Source organism: Pseudomonas sp. Pse35 (genome assembly GCF_024519715.1).
Classification (GTDB): domain Bacteria; phylum Pseudomonadota; class Gammaproteobacteria; order Pseudomonadales; family Pseudomonadaceae; genus Aquipseudomonas; species Aquipseudomonas paracarnis.
On the sequence record NZ_JALJRP010000014.1, the window covers coordinates 1 to 15,345 of the forward strand.

General features: G+C 62.5%; 12 protein-coding genes. 5 read left to right on the top strand and 7 right to left on the bottom strand.

The features are described from left to right. Nucleotides 1-84 precede the first annotated feature (84 nt). The 3 genes from OC445_RS13920 (at nt 85) to uvrA (ending at nt 7,486) form a co-directional block, all read left to right on the top strand. Nucleotides 85-3,156 (top strand): error-prone DNA polymerase, encoded by a 3,072-nt coding sequence (locus OC445_RS13920; RefSeq protein WP_198791231.1) that lies wholly within the window; start codon nt 85-87, stop codon nt 3,154-3,156. 101 nt (nt 3,157-3,257) lie between these two features. Beyond that, nucleotides 3,258-4,970 (top strand): ATP-binding protein, encoded by a 1,713-nt coding sequence (locus OC445_RS13925; RefSeq protein ID WP_034126118.1) that lies wholly within the window; start codon nt 3,258-3,260, stop codon nt 4,968-4,970. Continuing rightward, nucleotides 4,967-7,486 carry an excinuclease ABC subunit UvrA gene (uvrA, locus tag OC445_RS13930; protein ID WP_198791230.1) on the top strand — a complete coding sequence of 840 codons (2,520 nt, stop codon included), beginning with the start codon at nt 4,967-4,969 and terminating at the stop codon, nt 7,484-7,486. Before OC445_RS13925 ends, uvrA begins: the two co-directional genes overlap by 4 nt. A 115-nt stretch (nt 7,487-7,601) precedes the next feature. On the opposite strand, the gene argE is transcribed toward uvrA, so the two are convergent. From argE to OC445_RS13955, 5 genes are all read right to left on the bottom strand, one after another. Then, nucleotides 7,602-8,744: an acetylornithine deacetylase gene (gene argE, locus OC445_RS13935; RefSeq protein ID WP_054917132.1), complete on the bottom strand. Its 1,143-nt coding sequence runs from the start codon at nt 8,742-8,744 to the stop codon at nt 7,602-7,604. Then, a complete protein-coding gene (locus OC445_RS13940) occupies nt 8,741-9,418 on the bottom strand; it encodes a DUF1028 domain-containing protein (protein WP_034126115.1) in 678 nt (225 codons plus the stop codon). Before OC445_RS13940 ends, argE begins: the two co-directional genes overlap by 4 nt. Nucleotides 9,419-9,429: 11 nt before the next feature. Next, on the bottom strand, nt 9,430-9,840 hold the full coding sequence (locus tag OC445_RS13945; RefSeq protein ID WP_014718154.1) for a RidA family protein: 411 nt from the start codon (nt 9,838-9,840) through the stop codon (nt 9,430-9,432). Between the two features lie 23 nt (nt 9,841-9,863). Next, nucleotides 9,864-11,195, bottom strand: a complete 1,332-nt coding sequence (locus tag OC445_RS13950) for a flavin-containing monooxygenase (protein WP_371264156.1) — start codon at nt 11,193-11,195, stop codon at nt 9,864-9,866. A 189-nt stretch (nt 11,196-11,384) separates the two neighbouring features. Next, nucleotides 11,385-11,987: a LuxR C-terminal-related transcriptional regulator gene (locus tag OC445_RS13955; protein ID WP_054898522.1), complete on the bottom strand. Its 603-nt coding sequence runs from the start codon at nt 11,985-11,987 to the stop codon at nt 11,385-11,387. Nucleotides 11,988-12,167: 180 nt separating this feature from the next. Between OC445_RS13955 and OC445_RS13960 the strand changes: the two genes are divergently transcribed. After that, nucleotides 12,168-13,781, top strand: a complete 1,614-nt coding sequence (locus OC445_RS13960; RefSeq protein ID WP_262020190.1) for a hybrid sensor histidine kinase/response regulator — start codon at nt 12,168-12,170, stop codon at nt 13,779-13,781. On the opposite strand, the gene OC445_RS13965 is transcribed toward OC445_RS13960, so the two are convergent. Further along, a complete protein-coding gene (locus tag OC445_RS13965) occupies nt 13,771-14,106 on the bottom strand; it encodes a hypothetical protein (RefSeq protein WP_044273082.1) in 336 nt (111 codons plus the stop codon). The genes OC445_RS13960 and OC445_RS13965 overlap by 11 nt on opposite strands. A 176-nt stretch (nt 14,107-14,282) precedes the next feature. Between OC445_RS13965 and OC445_RS13970 the strand changes: the two genes are divergently transcribed. Then, entirely contained in the window at nt 14,283-14,765 is a 483-nt protein-coding gene (locus tag OC445_RS13970) for a GNAT family N-acetyltransferase (RefSeq protein ID WP_198791229.1), read from the top strand. Here OC445_RS13970 and OC445_RS13975 read toward each other — a convergent pair. Further along, nucleotides 14,749-15,237: an HIT family protein gene (locus tag OC445_RS13975; RefSeq protein ID WP_054898524.1), complete on the bottom strand. Its 489-nt coding sequence runs from the start codon at nt 15,235-15,237 to the stop codon at nt 14,749-14,751. The genes OC445_RS13970 and OC445_RS13975 overlap by 17 nt on opposite strands. Between the last annotated feature and the right edge of the window lie 108 nt (nt 15,238-15,345).

The window sequence follows — 15,345 nt, forward strand, 5'->3', positions numbered from 1 at the left end:
AAAAGCCGGAGACTGCTGCGCAGTCAGCGGGAGCAAGCTCCCTCGCCACAGCAAGCTCGCTCCTACAACAGGGGGTGGGGGCGCATGAATTATGCCGAGCTGCACTGCCTGTCCAATTTCAGCTTCCAGCGTGGTGCCTCCAGTGCGCTGGAGCTTTTCGAGCGCGCCAAGCGCCAAGGCTACAGCGCCCTGGCGATCACCGATGAATGCACGCTGTCAGGCATCGTGCGTGCCTGGCAAGCCGCCAAAGCCGTGGACTTGCCGTTGATTATCGGCAGCGAAATGCACATCGAAAATGGCCCGAAACTGGTGCTGCTGGTGGAGAACCTGAGCGGTTATCAGCACCTGTGCCGGCTGATCACCCTGGCCCGGCGTCGGGCTGAAAAGGGCAGTTATCGCCTGCTACAGGAAGATTTCGAGCAACCGTTGCCCGGTCTGTTGGCGTTGTGGGTGGCGCAAGACAGCGACACCCAGGCCAGCCTCGACTGGCTGCGCCGCACCTTCGACCAGCGCCTGTGGCTGGCGGTGCACCTGCACTGTGGGCAGGACGATGCGCGCCATCTGCAACAGCGCTTGCAACTGGCCCACAGCCTGCAAATCCCTGCCGTGGCCTGCGGCGATGTGCATATGCATGCGCGAGGCCGCCGTGCCCTGCAAGACACCATGACCGCCATCCGTCACCACGTGCCGGTGGCCGAAGCTGGCACGCGCCTGCACCCCAATGGCGAACGCCACCTGCGCAGCCTCGACGCGCTGGCGGCGCTGTACCCCCAGGCCTTGCTGGATGAAACCCTCGCCCTCGCGCGGCGCTGCACCTTCGACCTCGGCCAGTTGCGCTATCACTATCCACGCGAGCTGGTACCCGCGGGGCATGACGCCCAATCCTGGCTGCGCGCCCTCACCGAAGAAGGCATCGCCCAGCGCTGGCCCGAAGGCATCGACGACAAGACCTTGCAGCAAATCCATCGTGAACTGCAGCTGATCAGCGAGCTGGGTTACGAAAGCTATTTCCTTACGGTGCATGACATCGTGCGTTTCGCCCGCAGCCGTTCGATCCTGTGCCAGGGCCGGGGTTCGGCGGCTAACTCGGCGGTGTGTTTTGCCCTGGGCATCACCGAAATCAACCCGAGCCTTACCAACCTGCTGTTCGAGCGCTTCCTGTCCAAAGAGCGCAACGAGCCGCCGGACATCGACGTGGACTTTGAGCACGAACGCCGCGAAGAGGTGCTGCAATACGTGTTCCAGCGCTATGGCCGCACCCGTGCAGCCTTGACGGCGGTGGTCAGCAGTTACCACGCCACGGGCGCGGTACGTGATGTGGCCAAGGCCCTCGGGCTGCCGGCGGACCAGATCAACGTCTTGGCCGATTGCTGCGGGCGCTGGAGCGATGAGGCGCCGCCGTTGGAGCGCCTGCGTGAAAGCGGCTTCGACCCGGACAGCCCACTGCTGCGGCGTGTCTTGACGTTGACCCAGCAACTGATCGGTTTTCCGCGGCACCTGTCCCAGCACCCTGGCGGCTTTGTGATCAGCGAATACCCGCTGGACACCCTGGTGCCGGTGGAAAATGCGGCCATGGCCGAGCGCACCATTATCCAGTGGGACAAAGACGACCTCGACGCCGTCGGTTTGCTCAAGGTGGACATCCTTGCCCTGGGCATGCTCAGCGCGATCCGCCGCTGCTTCGATTTGCTGCGCCGACATCGCCACCGGGACTTGAGCCTGGCCACGATTCCCAAGGAAGACCCGGCCACCTACGCCATGATCAGCAAGGCCGACACCATCGGTGTGTTCCAGATCGAGTCGCGGGCGCAGATGTCGATGTTGCCCCGGCTCAAGCCGCAGACGTTTTATGACCTGGTGATCGAGGTTGCCATTGTGCGGCCTGGGCCGATCCAGGGCGGCATGGTGCATCCGTACTTGCGTCGGCGGAATAATGAAGAGCCCACCACCTATCCGTCGCCGCAATTGAAAGCCGTGCTGGAACGCACCCTGGGCATCCCGCTGTTCCAGGAACAGGTGATGCAAATCGCCATGGTCGCCGCCGACTACAGCCCCGGCGAGGCCGACCAGTTGCGCCGCTCCATGGCCGCCTGGAAACGCCACGGCGGCCTGGAGCCGCATCAGCAGCGCCTGCGCACCGGCATGCTGAAAAACGGCTACACCGAAGCCTTTGCCGCGCAGATTTTCGAGCAGATCAAGGGCTTTGGCAGCTATGGTTTCCCGGAGTCCCACGCCGCCAGTTTCGCCTTGCTGACCTATGCCAGTTGCTGGCTCAAATGCCATGAGCCGGCGGCTTTCGCCTGCGCCCTGATCAACAGCTGGCCCATGGGCTTCTACAGCCCGGACCAGATCCTGCAGGACGCTCGGCGCCATCGCTTGCAGATCCGCCCGGTGGATGTGCAGGCCAGCGACTGGGAATGCAGCCTGGAGCCCATCGACGGCCAGCAACCGGCGATTCGCCTGGGCTTGCGCATGATCTCGGGGTTTCGCGAGGACGACGGGCGGCGTATCGAAGCGGCGAGGCAGCAGCGGCGGTTCAATGACATCGCTGACCTGGACGCGCGCGCCGGGCTGGATACGCGTGCCCAGGCGCTGCTGGCGGATGCCGGGGCCTTGCGCGCCCTGGCCGGCAACCGCCATCAGGCGCGCTGGGACGTGGCCGGTGTGCATCAGCAACTGGGCTTGTTTGCCGGCCTGCCGAGCCCCGATGAAACGCGGGTGGCATTACCCGAGCCCACGGTAGGCGAAGATTTGCACGCCGATTACGCCACCCTCGGTACCACCCTGGGGCCCCATCCCCTGGCACTATTGCGCGCCGAGTTACGCCGGCGCCGCTGCCGCAGTTCCCAGGAATTGCTGGCGGTGGAACATGGGCGCAACGTGAGCATCGCCGGGTTGGTCACTGGCCGCCAGCGCCCTGGCACGGCGAGCGGCGTGACCTTTGTCACCCTGGAAGATGAGTTCGGCAACCTCAATGTGGTGGTCTGGCGCGACCTGGCCGAGCGTCAGCGCCAGGCGCTGGTGGGCTCGCGTTTGCTCAAGGTGGACGGCCGGTGGGAGGCGGTAGGTGAGGTGCGGCATTTGATCGCGGGGCGCCTCACCGATTTGACGCCGTTGCTGGATGGAATGGTGGTGCGCAGCCGGGATTTTCATTGAGTTCCAGGGGTTTGTGCATTCCTCTGTGCTCAGGATGAAACCATCCACCGCTGGCGCGCTCCAAAACTTGCGACTGTCTTGTCCCTGCACAGAGCCCAATCATGCAATTTTTATCCAACCCCCATGGCTGTGAAGGCTGGGCCGGCGAAATGGCCCAGCGGATTCGCACGTTTGACTGGTCAAGTACCGACCTTGGCCCCTTGGATCAGTGGTCCACGAGCCTGGCTTGCACCGTGCAAATGATGCTCGCCTCACCCGTGCCGATGGTGATGCTGTGGGGGCGGGCGGGGTACATGATCTACAACGACAGCTATTCGGTATTTGCCGGCGGGCGCCATCCCTACCTCTTGGGCACTCCGGTCGAACTGGGCTGGCCGGAAGTAGCCGAGTTCAATCGGCACGTGGTGGATACGTGCCTGGCGGGCGGTACCTTGTCGTTCAATAACAAGGAGCTGGTGTTATCGCGTCACGGCCAACCGGAAAGCGTATGGCTGGACCTCTATTACAGCCCCGTGGCCGGGGACAACCAACAGCCGGCCGGGGTGCTGGCGATTGTGGTGGAAACCACCGAACTGGTGAAGTCCGAGCGGGTGCGCCAGGAGCTCACCCATAATCTGGAGCAACGCGTAGCCGCTGAAGTGCAGGCGCGGTCTGCCGCAGAAGACCAGTTGCGCCAGTCACAGAAGCTGGAAGCGATTGGCGGCCTGACCGGTGGCGTGGCCCATGACTTCAATAACCTGCTGCAAGTGATCGCCGGCAACCTGCATTTGCTCGCCAGGCATGAGCCGGACAATTGTCAGGTGCAACGTCGCGTCACCGCGGCCATCGCCGCCGTGGAGCGAGGGGCCAAGCTGTCGTCGCAACTGCTGGCCTTTGCCCGTCGCCAGCCCTTGTCTCCGGCGGTGTACAACCCGCAGCGCATCTACGCCGGCCTGGGCGAGCTGTTGCAACGGGCGTTGGGGGAAACCATCCATATCGACGTGCAACTGCCCCAGGACTCCTGGTGCATCAATGTCGACCGCAACCAGCTGGAAAACGCGCTGCTCAACCTGGCGATCAACGCCCGCGATGCCATGCAAGGCGAGGGTGTGATTCGTATCACCGGGGAAAACGTCATCCTCAACCCGGACGATTGCATCGGTAAAAGCATCAAGCCCGGCGAGTACGTGCGCCTGGCAGTGGCTGACACCGGCGTGGGTATGTCCGAGGCGACCCTCAAGCGCGCATTCGAACCCTTCTTTACCACCAAGCGCGAAGGCCACGGCACCGGCCTGGGGTTGAGCATGGTGTTCGGTTTTGTGCGCCAAAGTGGCGGGCACGTGGACATGTGGAGCGAGGAGGGCAAGGGCTCGGTGGTGCAGATGTATTTCCCCCACTGCCTGGAGCCTGAATGCTTCGACGACTACAGTGATGCGGACCTGCAAGGCGGCGGCCAGGAAACCATCCTGGTGGTCGAGGACAACGAAGGCGTGCGCCTGACGGTGGTCGAGTTGCTGCAGCAATCGGGCTATACCGTACTGACCGCCGAGGATGGCGACCGCGCGATGCAAGTGTTGCAGCGCGGCGTGTCGCCGGACCTGATCTTCACCGATGTGGTGATGCCGGGTCGGGTCAAGAGCACCGATCTGGCCACCTGGGCCCGCGCGCAGAACCCGCCGGTGCCGGTGCTGTTTACCTCGGGCCACACCCGCGACATTCTGTCTTCCAATCATCTGCTCAGCGCCGATATCCACCTGCTGAGCAAACCCTACAGCCCCGATGCCCTGACCCAACGCGTGCGCAGGGTGCTAAGCGCAAGACAAGGTTGCCCATGACTTCACAGCGCAACATCCCACCGCTCACCGCCCGGCAAACGGGCTTCGTCAGGGTGCGTGGCGCCCGTGAACATAATTTGCGCAATGTCGATGTGGATATTCCCCGGGACGCCCTGGTGGTGTTTACCGGCGTGTCTGGCTCCGGCAAATCGTCCCTGGCGTTTTCCACGGTGTACGCCGAGGCCCAGCGCCGCTATTTCGAATCGGTGGCGCCCTATGCGCGGCGCTTGATCGACCAGGTCGGCGTGCCGGACGTAGACAGCATCGAAGGCTTGCCGCCTGCCGTGGCCCTGCAACAGCAACGGGGTACACCCAGTGCGCGCTCGTCGGTGGGCAGTGTCACCACCTTGTCGAGCTTGATCCGCATGCTCTATTCCCGCGCCGGCCGTTATCCGAAAGGGCAGGCCATGTTGTATGCCGAGGACTTCTCGCCGAACCTGCCCCAGGGCGCGTGCCCGCAATGCCACGGCCTGGGCCGCGTGTATGAAGTGACCGAAGCGCTGATGGTGCCCGATCCGTCCTTGACCATCCGCCAGCGTGCAGTGGCGTCCTGGCCGTTGGCGTGGCAGGGCCAGAACCTGCGCGACATCCTCGTGACCCTGGGTTATGACGTGGACATCCCGTGGCGCGAGCTGCCGAAAAAGCAGCGCGACTGGATCCTGTTCACCGAAGAAACCCCCACCGTACCGGTGTACGCCGGCTTCACCCCGCAGCAGACCCGCGAGGCGTTGAAACGCAAGTTGGAGCCCAGTTACCAAGGCACCTTCAGCGGCGCTCGGCGCTATATCCTGCACACCTTCGCCCACACCCAAAGCGCGCTGATGAAAAAGCGTGTATCGCAGTTCATGCAAGGCAGTGCCTGCCCATTGTGCAAGGGCAAACGCCTGAACCAGGCGGCGTTGTCGGTGAAGTTTGCCGGGGTGGATATCGGTGAGCTGTCGCAATTGTCCCTGGCGCAATTGGCCGAGTTGCTGCAGCCGGTGGCCGCGGGGCACGACACGATGAAGCTGTCGGTGGAAAAACGCCTAGCGGCCCAGCGCATCGCCCAGGACCTGCTCGAACGGGTCAACACCTTGATCGAACTGGGCCTGGGCTATCTGTCCCTGGAGCGCAGCACGCCGACCCTGTCGTCCGGGGAACTGCAGCGTCTGCGCCTGGCTACCCAATTGGGCTCGCAGTTGTTCGGTGTTATTTATGTGCTCGATGAGCCTTCGGCGGGCCTGCACCCGGCGGATGGCGAAGCATTGTTCACCGCGCTTGATCGTTTGAAGGCCGCGGGCAATTCGCTGTTTGTGGTGGAACATGACCTGGAAACCATGCGCCGCGCCGACTGGCTGATCGACGTGGGCCCGGCTGCCGGCGAACATGGCGGGCAAGTGCTGTACAGCGGGCCGCCCGCAGGGTTGGCGGATGTCGAGGCCTCGCAGACCCGCGAATACCTGTTTGCCTCACCTCGCCCGGCCAATGTGCCAAGCCGCGAGCCGGCCGGTTGGCTGAAGCTCAAAGGCGTGACGCGAAACAACCTGAAAGATTTGAACGTGGATTTCCCGCTGGGCTGTTTCACCGCGGTGACGGGGATTTCCGGCTCGGGCAAATCCAGCCTGGTCAGCCAGGCGCTGCTGGAATTGGTGGGCACGGGCCTGGGGCGTGTGCTGGAAAGCGACGATGAACCGAGCCTGGAAGATGCTGCACCGCAAGCCAGTGGCGGGCGCATCAGCGCCGGGCTCGAGCACATTCAGCGCCTGGTGCAGGTGGACCAGAAGCCCATCGGCCGCACGCCGCGTTCCAACCTGGCGACCTACACCGGGCTGTTCGACAACGTGCGCAAACTGTTTGCCGCCACGCCAGCGGCCAAGAAACGCAATTACGATGCCGGGCAGTTCTCCTTCAACGTCGCCAAGGGCCGTTGCCCGAACTGTGAGGGTGAAGGTTTTGTCAGCGTTGAATTGCTGTTCATGCCCAGCGTGTACGCGCCATGCCCGACCTGTCACGGCGCGCGCTATAACCCCGACACCCTGGCGATCAAATGGCAGGGCTTGAACATCGCCCAGGTGCTGGGGCTGACGGTGGAGCAAGCGGTGCAGGTGTTTGCCGAGCAGCCGGGCATCCTGCGTTCGTTAGTCGTGTTGCGCGATATCGGCCTGGGTTATCTGCGCCTCGGGCAGCCGGCCACCGAGTTGTCTGGCGGTGAGGCACAGCGCATCAAGCTCGCTACCGAGTTGCAACGCAATGCCCGGGGCGCCACCTTGTATGTGCTGGACGAGCCGACCACCGGGTTGCACCCCAGGGACGTCGATCGTTTGCTCAGCCAACTGAACCAGTTGGTGGATGCGGGGCATACGGTGGTTGTGGTGGAGCATGAAATGCGCGTGGTGGCCCAAAGTGACTGGGTGATTGATATCGGGCCGGGAGCAGGGGACTTGGGCGGGAGAGTCGTGGCGTGTGGGGCGCCGCAGAAGGTGGCCAAGAGCAAGACCAGCCGGACTGCGCCGTTTCTTGCTCGGGAGCTGGTCTGACTGGAGGCTGGCCTTTTGTGGGAGCTGGCTTGCCTGCGATGATGGCCCCCAGCCGACCCCTATCTGCCTGATCCAACACGATCCATTTGCATTGTCTGTGGAAGCAGTGTTTGGCTCAGCGGATCGAGTCCAGCATGCGCCCCAACATGGCATCACATCCCGCCAATTGCGCTACGCTCACAAACTCATCCGGCTTATGCCCCTGCTCCATGCTCCCGGGCCCGCATACCACGGTGGGAATGCCTGCCGCATCAAACAGCCCGCCTTCGGTGCCAAACGCTACGGTGCCGAACGCTTGCGAGCCGCAAAACGCCGCAATCAGCTGCGCCGCCTGGCTGTGCTCATCCGTGACCAGCCCCGGGTAGGCCGACAGCTCTGTGAACCGAATGGAGCTCTGCTTGCTGACCGCCTGCATACGCGGCAGTACCTGCTGCATGGCGTACGCTTGCAGTTCTTGAGCGACTTCAGCGGGGTCCGAGGCGGGCAGGGCGCGTACTTCAAAGTCAAAGCGACAATCGGCCGGGACGATGTTCAATGCCTTGCCACCACTGATCAGGCCGGTCTGTACCGTGCTGAAAGGTGGGTTGAAACGTGGGTCCTGGTGCGAACGCAAGCGCTGGCCGATGCGCCCGAGTTCGCAGATCAGATCGGCGGCATGTTCGATCGCATTCACCCCCGAGGGCGCATACGCCGAATGACATGCTTGACCCTGTATGTCGCAGCGCATCGCCAACTTGCCCTTATGACCCAACACCGGTTTGAGTTCGGTCGGTTCGCCGATGATGCACAGCATGGGTTTCACCGGGCGCTGTTCCAGAACAGCGAGCAATGAGCGTACGCCCAGGCATCCGACTTCTTCATCGTAGGACAGGGCGATATGCACCGGCAGGCGCAACGGTGTTTTGACCAGTGCGGGTACCAACGCCAGTACGCACGCGATATACCCCTTCATGTCGGCGGTGCCGCGCCCGAACAGCTTGCCGTCACGCTCGGTCAACGTGAACGGCGGCAGGGTCCAGGGTTGCCCATCCACTGGCACCACGTCGGTATGCCCCGACAGCACGATACCTGGCAGCTCAACCGGGCCGACGCTGGCAAACAGGTTGGCCTTGGTGCGTTGCGCGTTGTAGACCAACTCGCTGGCGATACCAAACCCGGCCAGGTAATCGCGCACAAACTCGATCAACTGAAGGTTGGACTCACGGCTGGTGGTGTCGAAGCCCACCAGCGTTTCCAGCAGGTCGCGGCTGCGGCTCATCGCTCGTCTCCGGCCACGCCGTAGCCGGGGGAGCGGTCGGGGGCGAGGGCGCGATCGATATAGTCCTGTACCTGTGGGCGGTAGGCGTCCCAGAGTTTTTGCAATTCGCCAATCGGCGCTTCGTCGGCCCAATCCACGCGCAAGTTGATGATCGGCCAAGTCAACTCGCCCACCACCACCAGCGCGGCGGAATGCACCGGGCCGGCTTCGCCACCGGCGGCGATGGCGGCATGCATCGCTGCCAGCAACCGGTCTGCGAGCTGGCCTTCGCCCTGTTCAAAGGCCGAGACCATCGCGGTGATGACTTCACGGTCGGCGAGCATGTTGCCCGCCGCCACGCATTGCTCGCCCGATACCGCGTGATGGGTACCCAGGGTCTGGCTGCCGCTGAAATGCACGCTGCGGCCCAGGTGGTCAATCGCCGTCAGTTGCCGATACTGACTGTAGCCGTTGCGGGTGAGTGCTTTGTCCACGGCATCGGTTGGGGCCAGGCCCTGTTCCAGCCCGTCGAGCACGTCTGGGCCGAGGGCCGGCAAGGTGATGTTCTGGGTCGATACCGCGCCCACGCCGGGCCGCAGCCATGGGCAGCGAGCGCCTACGGCGATACTTGATGAGCTGATGGCAACGCCCAACTGGCCGGTTTCCGCGCAGCGGCCAACGATTGAAAAGGTCATGGCTAGCCTCCTTACTCTGGGATAACCGCGATCACATCGATTTCCATCAGCCACTGCGGCTGGCCCAGGGCCGAGACCACCAGCCCGGTGGAAATCGGGAATACGCCCTTGAGCCACTTGCCCACTTCCTGATACACCGGCTCGCGGTAGCGTGGGTCGATCAAGTAGGTGGTGGTTTTGACGATGTGGCTGAGGTCGCTGCCGGCTTCTTCGAGCAGTTGCTTGACGTTTTTCATCGCCTGTTCGGCCTGGGCCCGAGGGTCGCCGAGGCCCACCAGGTTGCCATCGAAATCAGTGCCCACCTGGCCGCGTACATACACGGTGTTGCCGGCGCGCACGGCCTGGCACAGGTCGTTATCCAGGCTCTGGTTGGGATAGGTTTCTTTGGTGTTGAACATGCGGATGCGAGTGTGAGTAGGCATCAAAAAACTCCAGGAAAAAGTGATCAGGCGCTGACAGGGGTCTGGCGGGCAACCGGCGCAGCTTCGCGGTACTCGAGGTACTGACGCTGGATAGCGATATGGTCGGCTACGTATTTGGCGTCGTGCCACACCCCCCAGATAAACGACGAGCCACGCCGCGATTGCCATGGCAAACCGAGGAAGTAGATGCCGGCTTCGCTGGATACACCACGTTGGTGTTGCGGCTTGCCGGCGGCGTCGAAAGCGTCCACCTGTAGCCAGCTGTAGTCCACGACAAACCCGGTGGCCCAGATGATCGAGGTGATGCCCGCTTCGGCCAGGTCCAGCGTCAGGATTGGCTGCTTGATGCATTCAGCGTCGGGAAACACGCGACGTGCTTCGGGCTCCTGGGGCAGGTCGAGACCATTGCGTTCGACATACGCGTCGGCCGCGTCCAGCAGGGCCAGGTAGTTCTCATCCCCGCGTGCCAGGTTTTCCACCAGGTTGGGTTGGAACGTCGCCACCGTGCCGTCGAAGGCTTGGGTCAGGCCAACCAGGGTCATGCCTTGCTGGGCCAGTTCACGGAAGTCGATGGTCTTGCCGCCGTGGGCGCCGCTCACAGCAATGGTCACGTGTTCACGGCCAGGTTTCATCGCCGCCTGGTCCCATTCGCCCAAAACCCCCAGCCACCAGCAGAAATCCCGGTTGCGATAGGCGCGGGGCGGGCGGTCGTGGGCGCCTACCGACAGGTAGACCTGGCGACCGGCGCGCTGCAGTTCATCGGCGATTTGTACGCCGGAAGAACCGGCGCCCACCACTAATACGGCGCCCGCCGGCAGTTGCCCAGGGTTGCGATAGTCGGCGGAATGGATCTGGTGCAGTGCCGTGCCTGTAGGCGCTATGCCTGGAATCACGGGCTTCTGGAATGGCCCGGTGGCGGCGACCACGCGGTTGGCTTCGATCACACCTTCACTGGTGTGCACGGTGAAGCCGGGGCGGCCGATGTTACGTACCACTGACGTCACGTCCACGCCAGTGCGGATCGGCGCATTGAATTTGCGTGCGTAGGCTTCAAAGTAATCGGCGACACGCTCTTTTGGCGCGAAGCCATCGGCAGGGACGTCATCGAATTCCAGACCGGGGAAGCGGTCATGCCAGGCCGGGCCGTTGGCGACCAACGAGTCCCAGCGCCCGGTGCGCCAGCGCTCGGCGATACGGCTGCGCTCCAGCACCAGGTGCGGCACGCCTTGCTTGCTCAAATGCTCGCTCATGGCCACGCCAGCCTGACCTGCGCCCACCACCAGCGTGTCTATTTTTGTTATTGCTTGAGTCATGTGTCTGTCCTTGCGTAATGCAGTTGGATTCAGCTTGGGCATGACGTCAAGTTAGGGGGCGGGCGGTGATTAATAAAATATTATTAAGTTGGGAATTGAGCATAAATATCGGATGCAGAGGGGGCTGTAGGAGCTAGCTTGCTCGCGAAAAACGTCAACGCTAACGCGTGTTTTCTGAGTCAACGCGGCGCCTGTGGTTTTCTCGCGAGTAAGCTCGCTCCTACAAACAGCTTAGAGCTCTCCGGAGTACTTCACCGCCGCCGCCGCCCGCGACGGTACCTTCAGACTGCGCAGCAGGGAGGACACATGAATGCGCACGGTAAACGGCGAGATATCCAGGGCCTTGGCGATTTCCTTGTTGGTCTTGCCCTGGGCAATCAGGCGCAGCACTTCCTGCTGGCGGGTGGTAAGGGTATGAGTGTCCAGCGGCAGCAGGCCCGACGGCGCGAACTTGACCAGCACTTCGCCGGCGCGTATCGCCAGCAGCGCCTGGCCGATCTCATCCGGGGCGATGTTCTTGCCGATAAAACCGTCGACGCCCAAGGCCATGACTTGTTCGATCAGCGCAGGGTCGTCGACCATCGACACCACCACCAAGGTGGTGCGTCGCAGTTGCTGGCGCATTTCGGCCAGTTGGCTGATGCAGGTCAGGCCGGGAAAGCGCAAATCGAGGATCAGGGTATCGACCTCGCCCGCCTCGCGCAGCAACGTATTCACCGTGGCCAGGTCGCCGGCCTCTTGCACCTGGGCGTCGGGCAGCAAGCGTTGCACGGTGCGCGCCATGCCTTCGCGAAACATGGGGTGGTCGTCGGCGATGATGATCCGGCCGGTCATGGTGAGCTCCTTCCTGGGGCCAGGTTGTGTCGAGGCATGCTACTTTATTTACCCTCGGTGTAGGAGCGAGCTTGCTCGCGAAGCACGCACCGGCACCGCGTATTCCCAGGTCAACGCGTTATCGTTGACGTTTTTCGCGAGCAAGCTCGCTCCTACAGATGATAGGTCAAGGATATGACGATGAGCCCCGAGACCAACTCCGAACTCGATCAGGCTAATCTGCGCATCGTGGTGGCCAGCATCGCTATCGTTTACATCGGCGTGCTGGGCTTTTTGCCTGGGCAGTCGTTGGACACCTATCTGCCGGTGATCCTGTATATCTTGCTGTTCCTGCTGGCATCCATCGTGTTGCGCCAGGTGATCGCACGCTGGCCTGGGCATTATCCGGCGCGGCGGATCTTCGGCATGATCCACGACTACACGGGCACTTCGTTCGGCCTGGTGATGGGCGGTGAGGCGGCATTGCCGCTGTATGCGGTGATGGTCTGGGTGAACCTGGGCAACGGCATGCGCTACGGTTCGCGCTACCTGGCAATTGCGACGGGGCTGGCGTTGCTGGCGCTGTTGATCGTGTACCAACTCACGCCGCTGTGGCAGGCGCAACCCTTCATGATGCTGATGCTGATGATCACCAGCACAGTGATCCCGGTGTACGCCCATATCCTGTTGGAGCGCACACGCAAGGCTTCCGAGCAAGCCATCGCAGCCAACCTGGAAAAGTCGCGCTTTCTTGCCCAGGCCAGCCATGACCTGCGCCAGCCGATCCACTCCATCGGCCTGTTCACCGCCTGCTTGCGCGAAGCCCGCTTGGGGGAGGACGAACAGCGCCTGGTGGACAATATCGACCGCTCTTTGCTTAACGTGTCGCAATTGTTTCGTTCGATTCTCGACCTTTACACCCTCGACAACGGACGCCTGTTGCCCAAATACCAAGTGATTCACCTGGGTGACTTTCTCGCCGACCTGGTGCGCCAGAACGCCGAGGCTGCGCGCTGGGCTGGAGTGCAGTTGCGCTTGCGCGCCGGCGCTCACTGGGTGCTGGTCGACCCGGCCATGTTGGCAACGATGGTGCAGAACCTGCTTTCCAATTGCTTCAAATACGGCGCGCAACGACCAGTGCTGATCGGTGTGCGTGTTCGCGATAACGGCTTGGTGGTGGAGGTGCACGACCAGGGGCGGGGCATTGCCAGGGAGCATCTGTCAAAGGTCTTCGAAGAGTTTTATCGCGTGCGCCAACTGCGTGACAAGGACGTTGAAGGCGTGGGCCTTGGGCTGTCCATCGTCAAGCGCCTGGGGCAGTTGATGGGGTTGCAGGTGAGCCTGCGTTCGCGGGTGGGCCATGGCACCTCAGTGAGTCTGCATGGCCTGGCCCTGGCCACCGCGCCGCGTCAACCGGCATTGCGTGACGATGCTCGCCAGGCCGGTCTGCTCAGCGGTCTGAAAGTGTGCCTGGTGGAGGATGACTACAACGTGCTGCTCGCCACCCAAGCTTTGCTCGAGCGCTGGGGGTGCGAGGTGCAGGCCGAGTCCACGGGGCAGGGCTTGGTCAGCGACTGCGACATCATCGTTGCCGACTACGATCTGGGCAACCATGCCACCGGCATTGAATGCATCGACCAGCTACGCGAACAACGCGGCTGGGCGGTGCCAGCGCTGATCCTCACCGGGCACGATGTGGAGAAAATCCAGGCCGCGTTGCATGATCGGCAGATCGCTATCCTCTCCAAACCGGTACGCCCTGCGGAGCTGCGCGGCACCCTGCGTGAGCTCAGTCAGGAAAAAATTACTGCATGAACGGCGTCAACCCATTGCCTTTGGCGCCCTTGGGCATGCAGTAGGCCGCGGGCTTCATCAGGCCGAAGCTGGCAATCGCGAACGCGCCGCCGCTCGCACCGCTGGGCACGGAGCAGTTGTACTCGCCGGAGGCTGTGTTAGCGACGTAGTAGGTGGTCATGGAGTCGCTGCGCACATTGGAAATACGTTTTACCGGCTCGCCCAGATTGGTTTCCGAAAGCTTCTTGAGATGATCTTCGGTGGGTTTGATATTGCTGCAACCGGCGACGCCGATGATCAAGGCGCCCAGCAGGGCAAGACGAGTGACAGGGGAGTGGAGTTTCATGGTGCTTCTTCCTTGGGGTTGTTTTGGTTTTTCCAACGCGCAAAGAACCCGCGCGCATTGAGTGCGCGGTGTGGGTGAGAACGTTGGAAGTGCCGCGGAATATAGCGCCGCCGTGGGGTGGGGTCGATTAGCACAAATGGGCTAGTGGCAGTTTGAGGTCATGGAAGGAGCTTGCGATGCTGGAGATAAAACGTGCCACGCCGGATGACGCCGAGCGTGCGTTCGAGATTCGACGCGAGGCCATTCGCGGCCAATGCATTGGCGCCTACAGCGCTGAGCAAATGGCGCTCTGGACCCGAGGTCACGCCAGCGATGGCTACAGCGTGTTGATGGAAAAACAGTTCTACATGGGCTGGCTGAATGACGAGCCTGTCGCCACCGGTATGCTCGATCTTGCCGACGGTGAAATAGGGGCCTTGTTTGTATTGCCCGCTTACATGGGGCAAGGCCTTGGCAAGGCAATGCTTGCTCATCTGGAAGGCGTGGCACGCCAGCAAGCGATTGAACAGGCTGTGCTGGATGCGACCTTGAACGCGGTAAGTTTTTATAGCGCGTGCGGGTATGTAGGCGATGAGCAGGCGGTGTATCGCTCTCCGTCCGGGTTGGTGCTGGCGTGTGTGCCGATGGTGAAGCGGCTGCGCGTTATGAGTCCCGCTTGAATGCAGCGCGCAATTGCTCGATCACCTGCGCCACCCCTGGCCCGTGAACCTGCGGCGGGGTGAGGCTCTCGCCAAACTCGCGCCATACAAACAGGGTCAGTTCAGCGCCATCGGTCATGGGTTCGAGGGGCGGCGTACCGAAAGCGTACAGCGAGCGGTAGCGTTCGTCCTGCCAGAACGCTCGCTCCACCCAGTCATAGACAGGAATGAAGTGAAAGTGCAGCGGGAAACCCGGCATATGTCCGTAGCGGCTGATATATAGCCACTTCGGCTGGAGCTGGGCTTGCATCACTCGTTGGATGTTGGCGAGCAAACCGCCCATTTCGGCCAGTGCGGCTTCTGGCATGTCAGCGAGGGAGTCAACCGGTACCTTGGCGCCAAGCATCAGGTAGCCCGGCAGCTTCGACGCTAGGTGGTGGTTGAGCTGCCAGTGCTCGGTCTGGTGAAGGATGAAGGCCGGGTCGATGTGCATACGCGCGCGTCCGTGTGGGCGGGAGCGCCAGGATAACAAAACTGCGGGCTTGCTCGCGAAGGCGGCCTGATAGCCGACCAGATGTCAGATCAGACCGCGTACATATCC

What these genes read in the sequence shown, in the direction of transcription:
- OC445_RS13920 (WP_198791231.1), top strand. Translation starts at nt 85, where the DNA reads ATGAATTATGCCGAGCTGCACTGCCTGTCCAATTTCAGCTTCCAGCGT.
- OC445_RS13925 (WP_034126118.1), top strand. Translation starts at nt 3,258, where the DNA reads ATGCAATTTTTATCCAACCCCCATGGCTGTGAAGGCTGGGCCGGCGAA.
- uvrA (WP_198791230.1), top strand. Translation starts at nt 4,967, where the DNA reads ATGACTTCACAGCGCAACATCCCACCGCTCACCGCCCGGCAAACGGGC.
- argE (WP_054917132.1), bottom strand. Translation starts at nt 8,744, where the DNA reads ATGAGCCGCAGCCGCGACCTGCTGGAAACGCTGGTGGGCTTCGACACC.
- OC445_RS13940 (WP_034126115.1), bottom strand. Translation starts at nt 9,418, where the DNA reads ATGACCTTTTCAATCGTTGGCCGCTGCGCGGAAACCGGCCAGTTGGGC.
- OC445_RS13945 (WP_014718154.1), bottom strand. Translation starts at nt 9,840, where the DNA reads ATGCCTACTCACACTCGCATCCGCATGTTCAACACCAAAGAAACCTAT.
- OC445_RS13950 (WP_371264156.1), bottom strand. Translation starts at nt 11,195, where the DNA reads ATGCCCAAGCTGAATCCAACTGCATTACGCAAGGACAGACACATGACT.
- OC445_RS13955 (WP_054898522.1), bottom strand. Translation starts at nt 11,987, where the DNA reads ATGACCGGCCGGATCATCATCGCCGACGACCACCCCATGTTTCGCGAA.
- OC445_RS13960 (WP_262020190.1), top strand. Translation starts at nt 12,168, where the DNA reads ATGAGCCCCGAGACCAACTCCGAACTCGATCAGGCTAATCTGCGCATC.
- OC445_RS13965 (WP_044273082.1), bottom strand. Translation starts at nt 14,106, where the DNA reads ATGAAACTCCACTCCCCTGTCACTCGTCTTGCCCTGCTGGGCGCCTTG.
- OC445_RS13970 (WP_198791229.1), top strand. Translation starts at nt 14,283, where the DNA reads ATGCTGGAGATAAAACGTGCCACGCCGGATGACGCCGAGCGTGCGTTC.
- OC445_RS13975 (WP_054898524.1), bottom strand. Translation starts at nt 15,237, where the DNA reads ATGCACATCGACCCGGCCTTCATCCTTCACCAGACCGAGCACTGGCAG.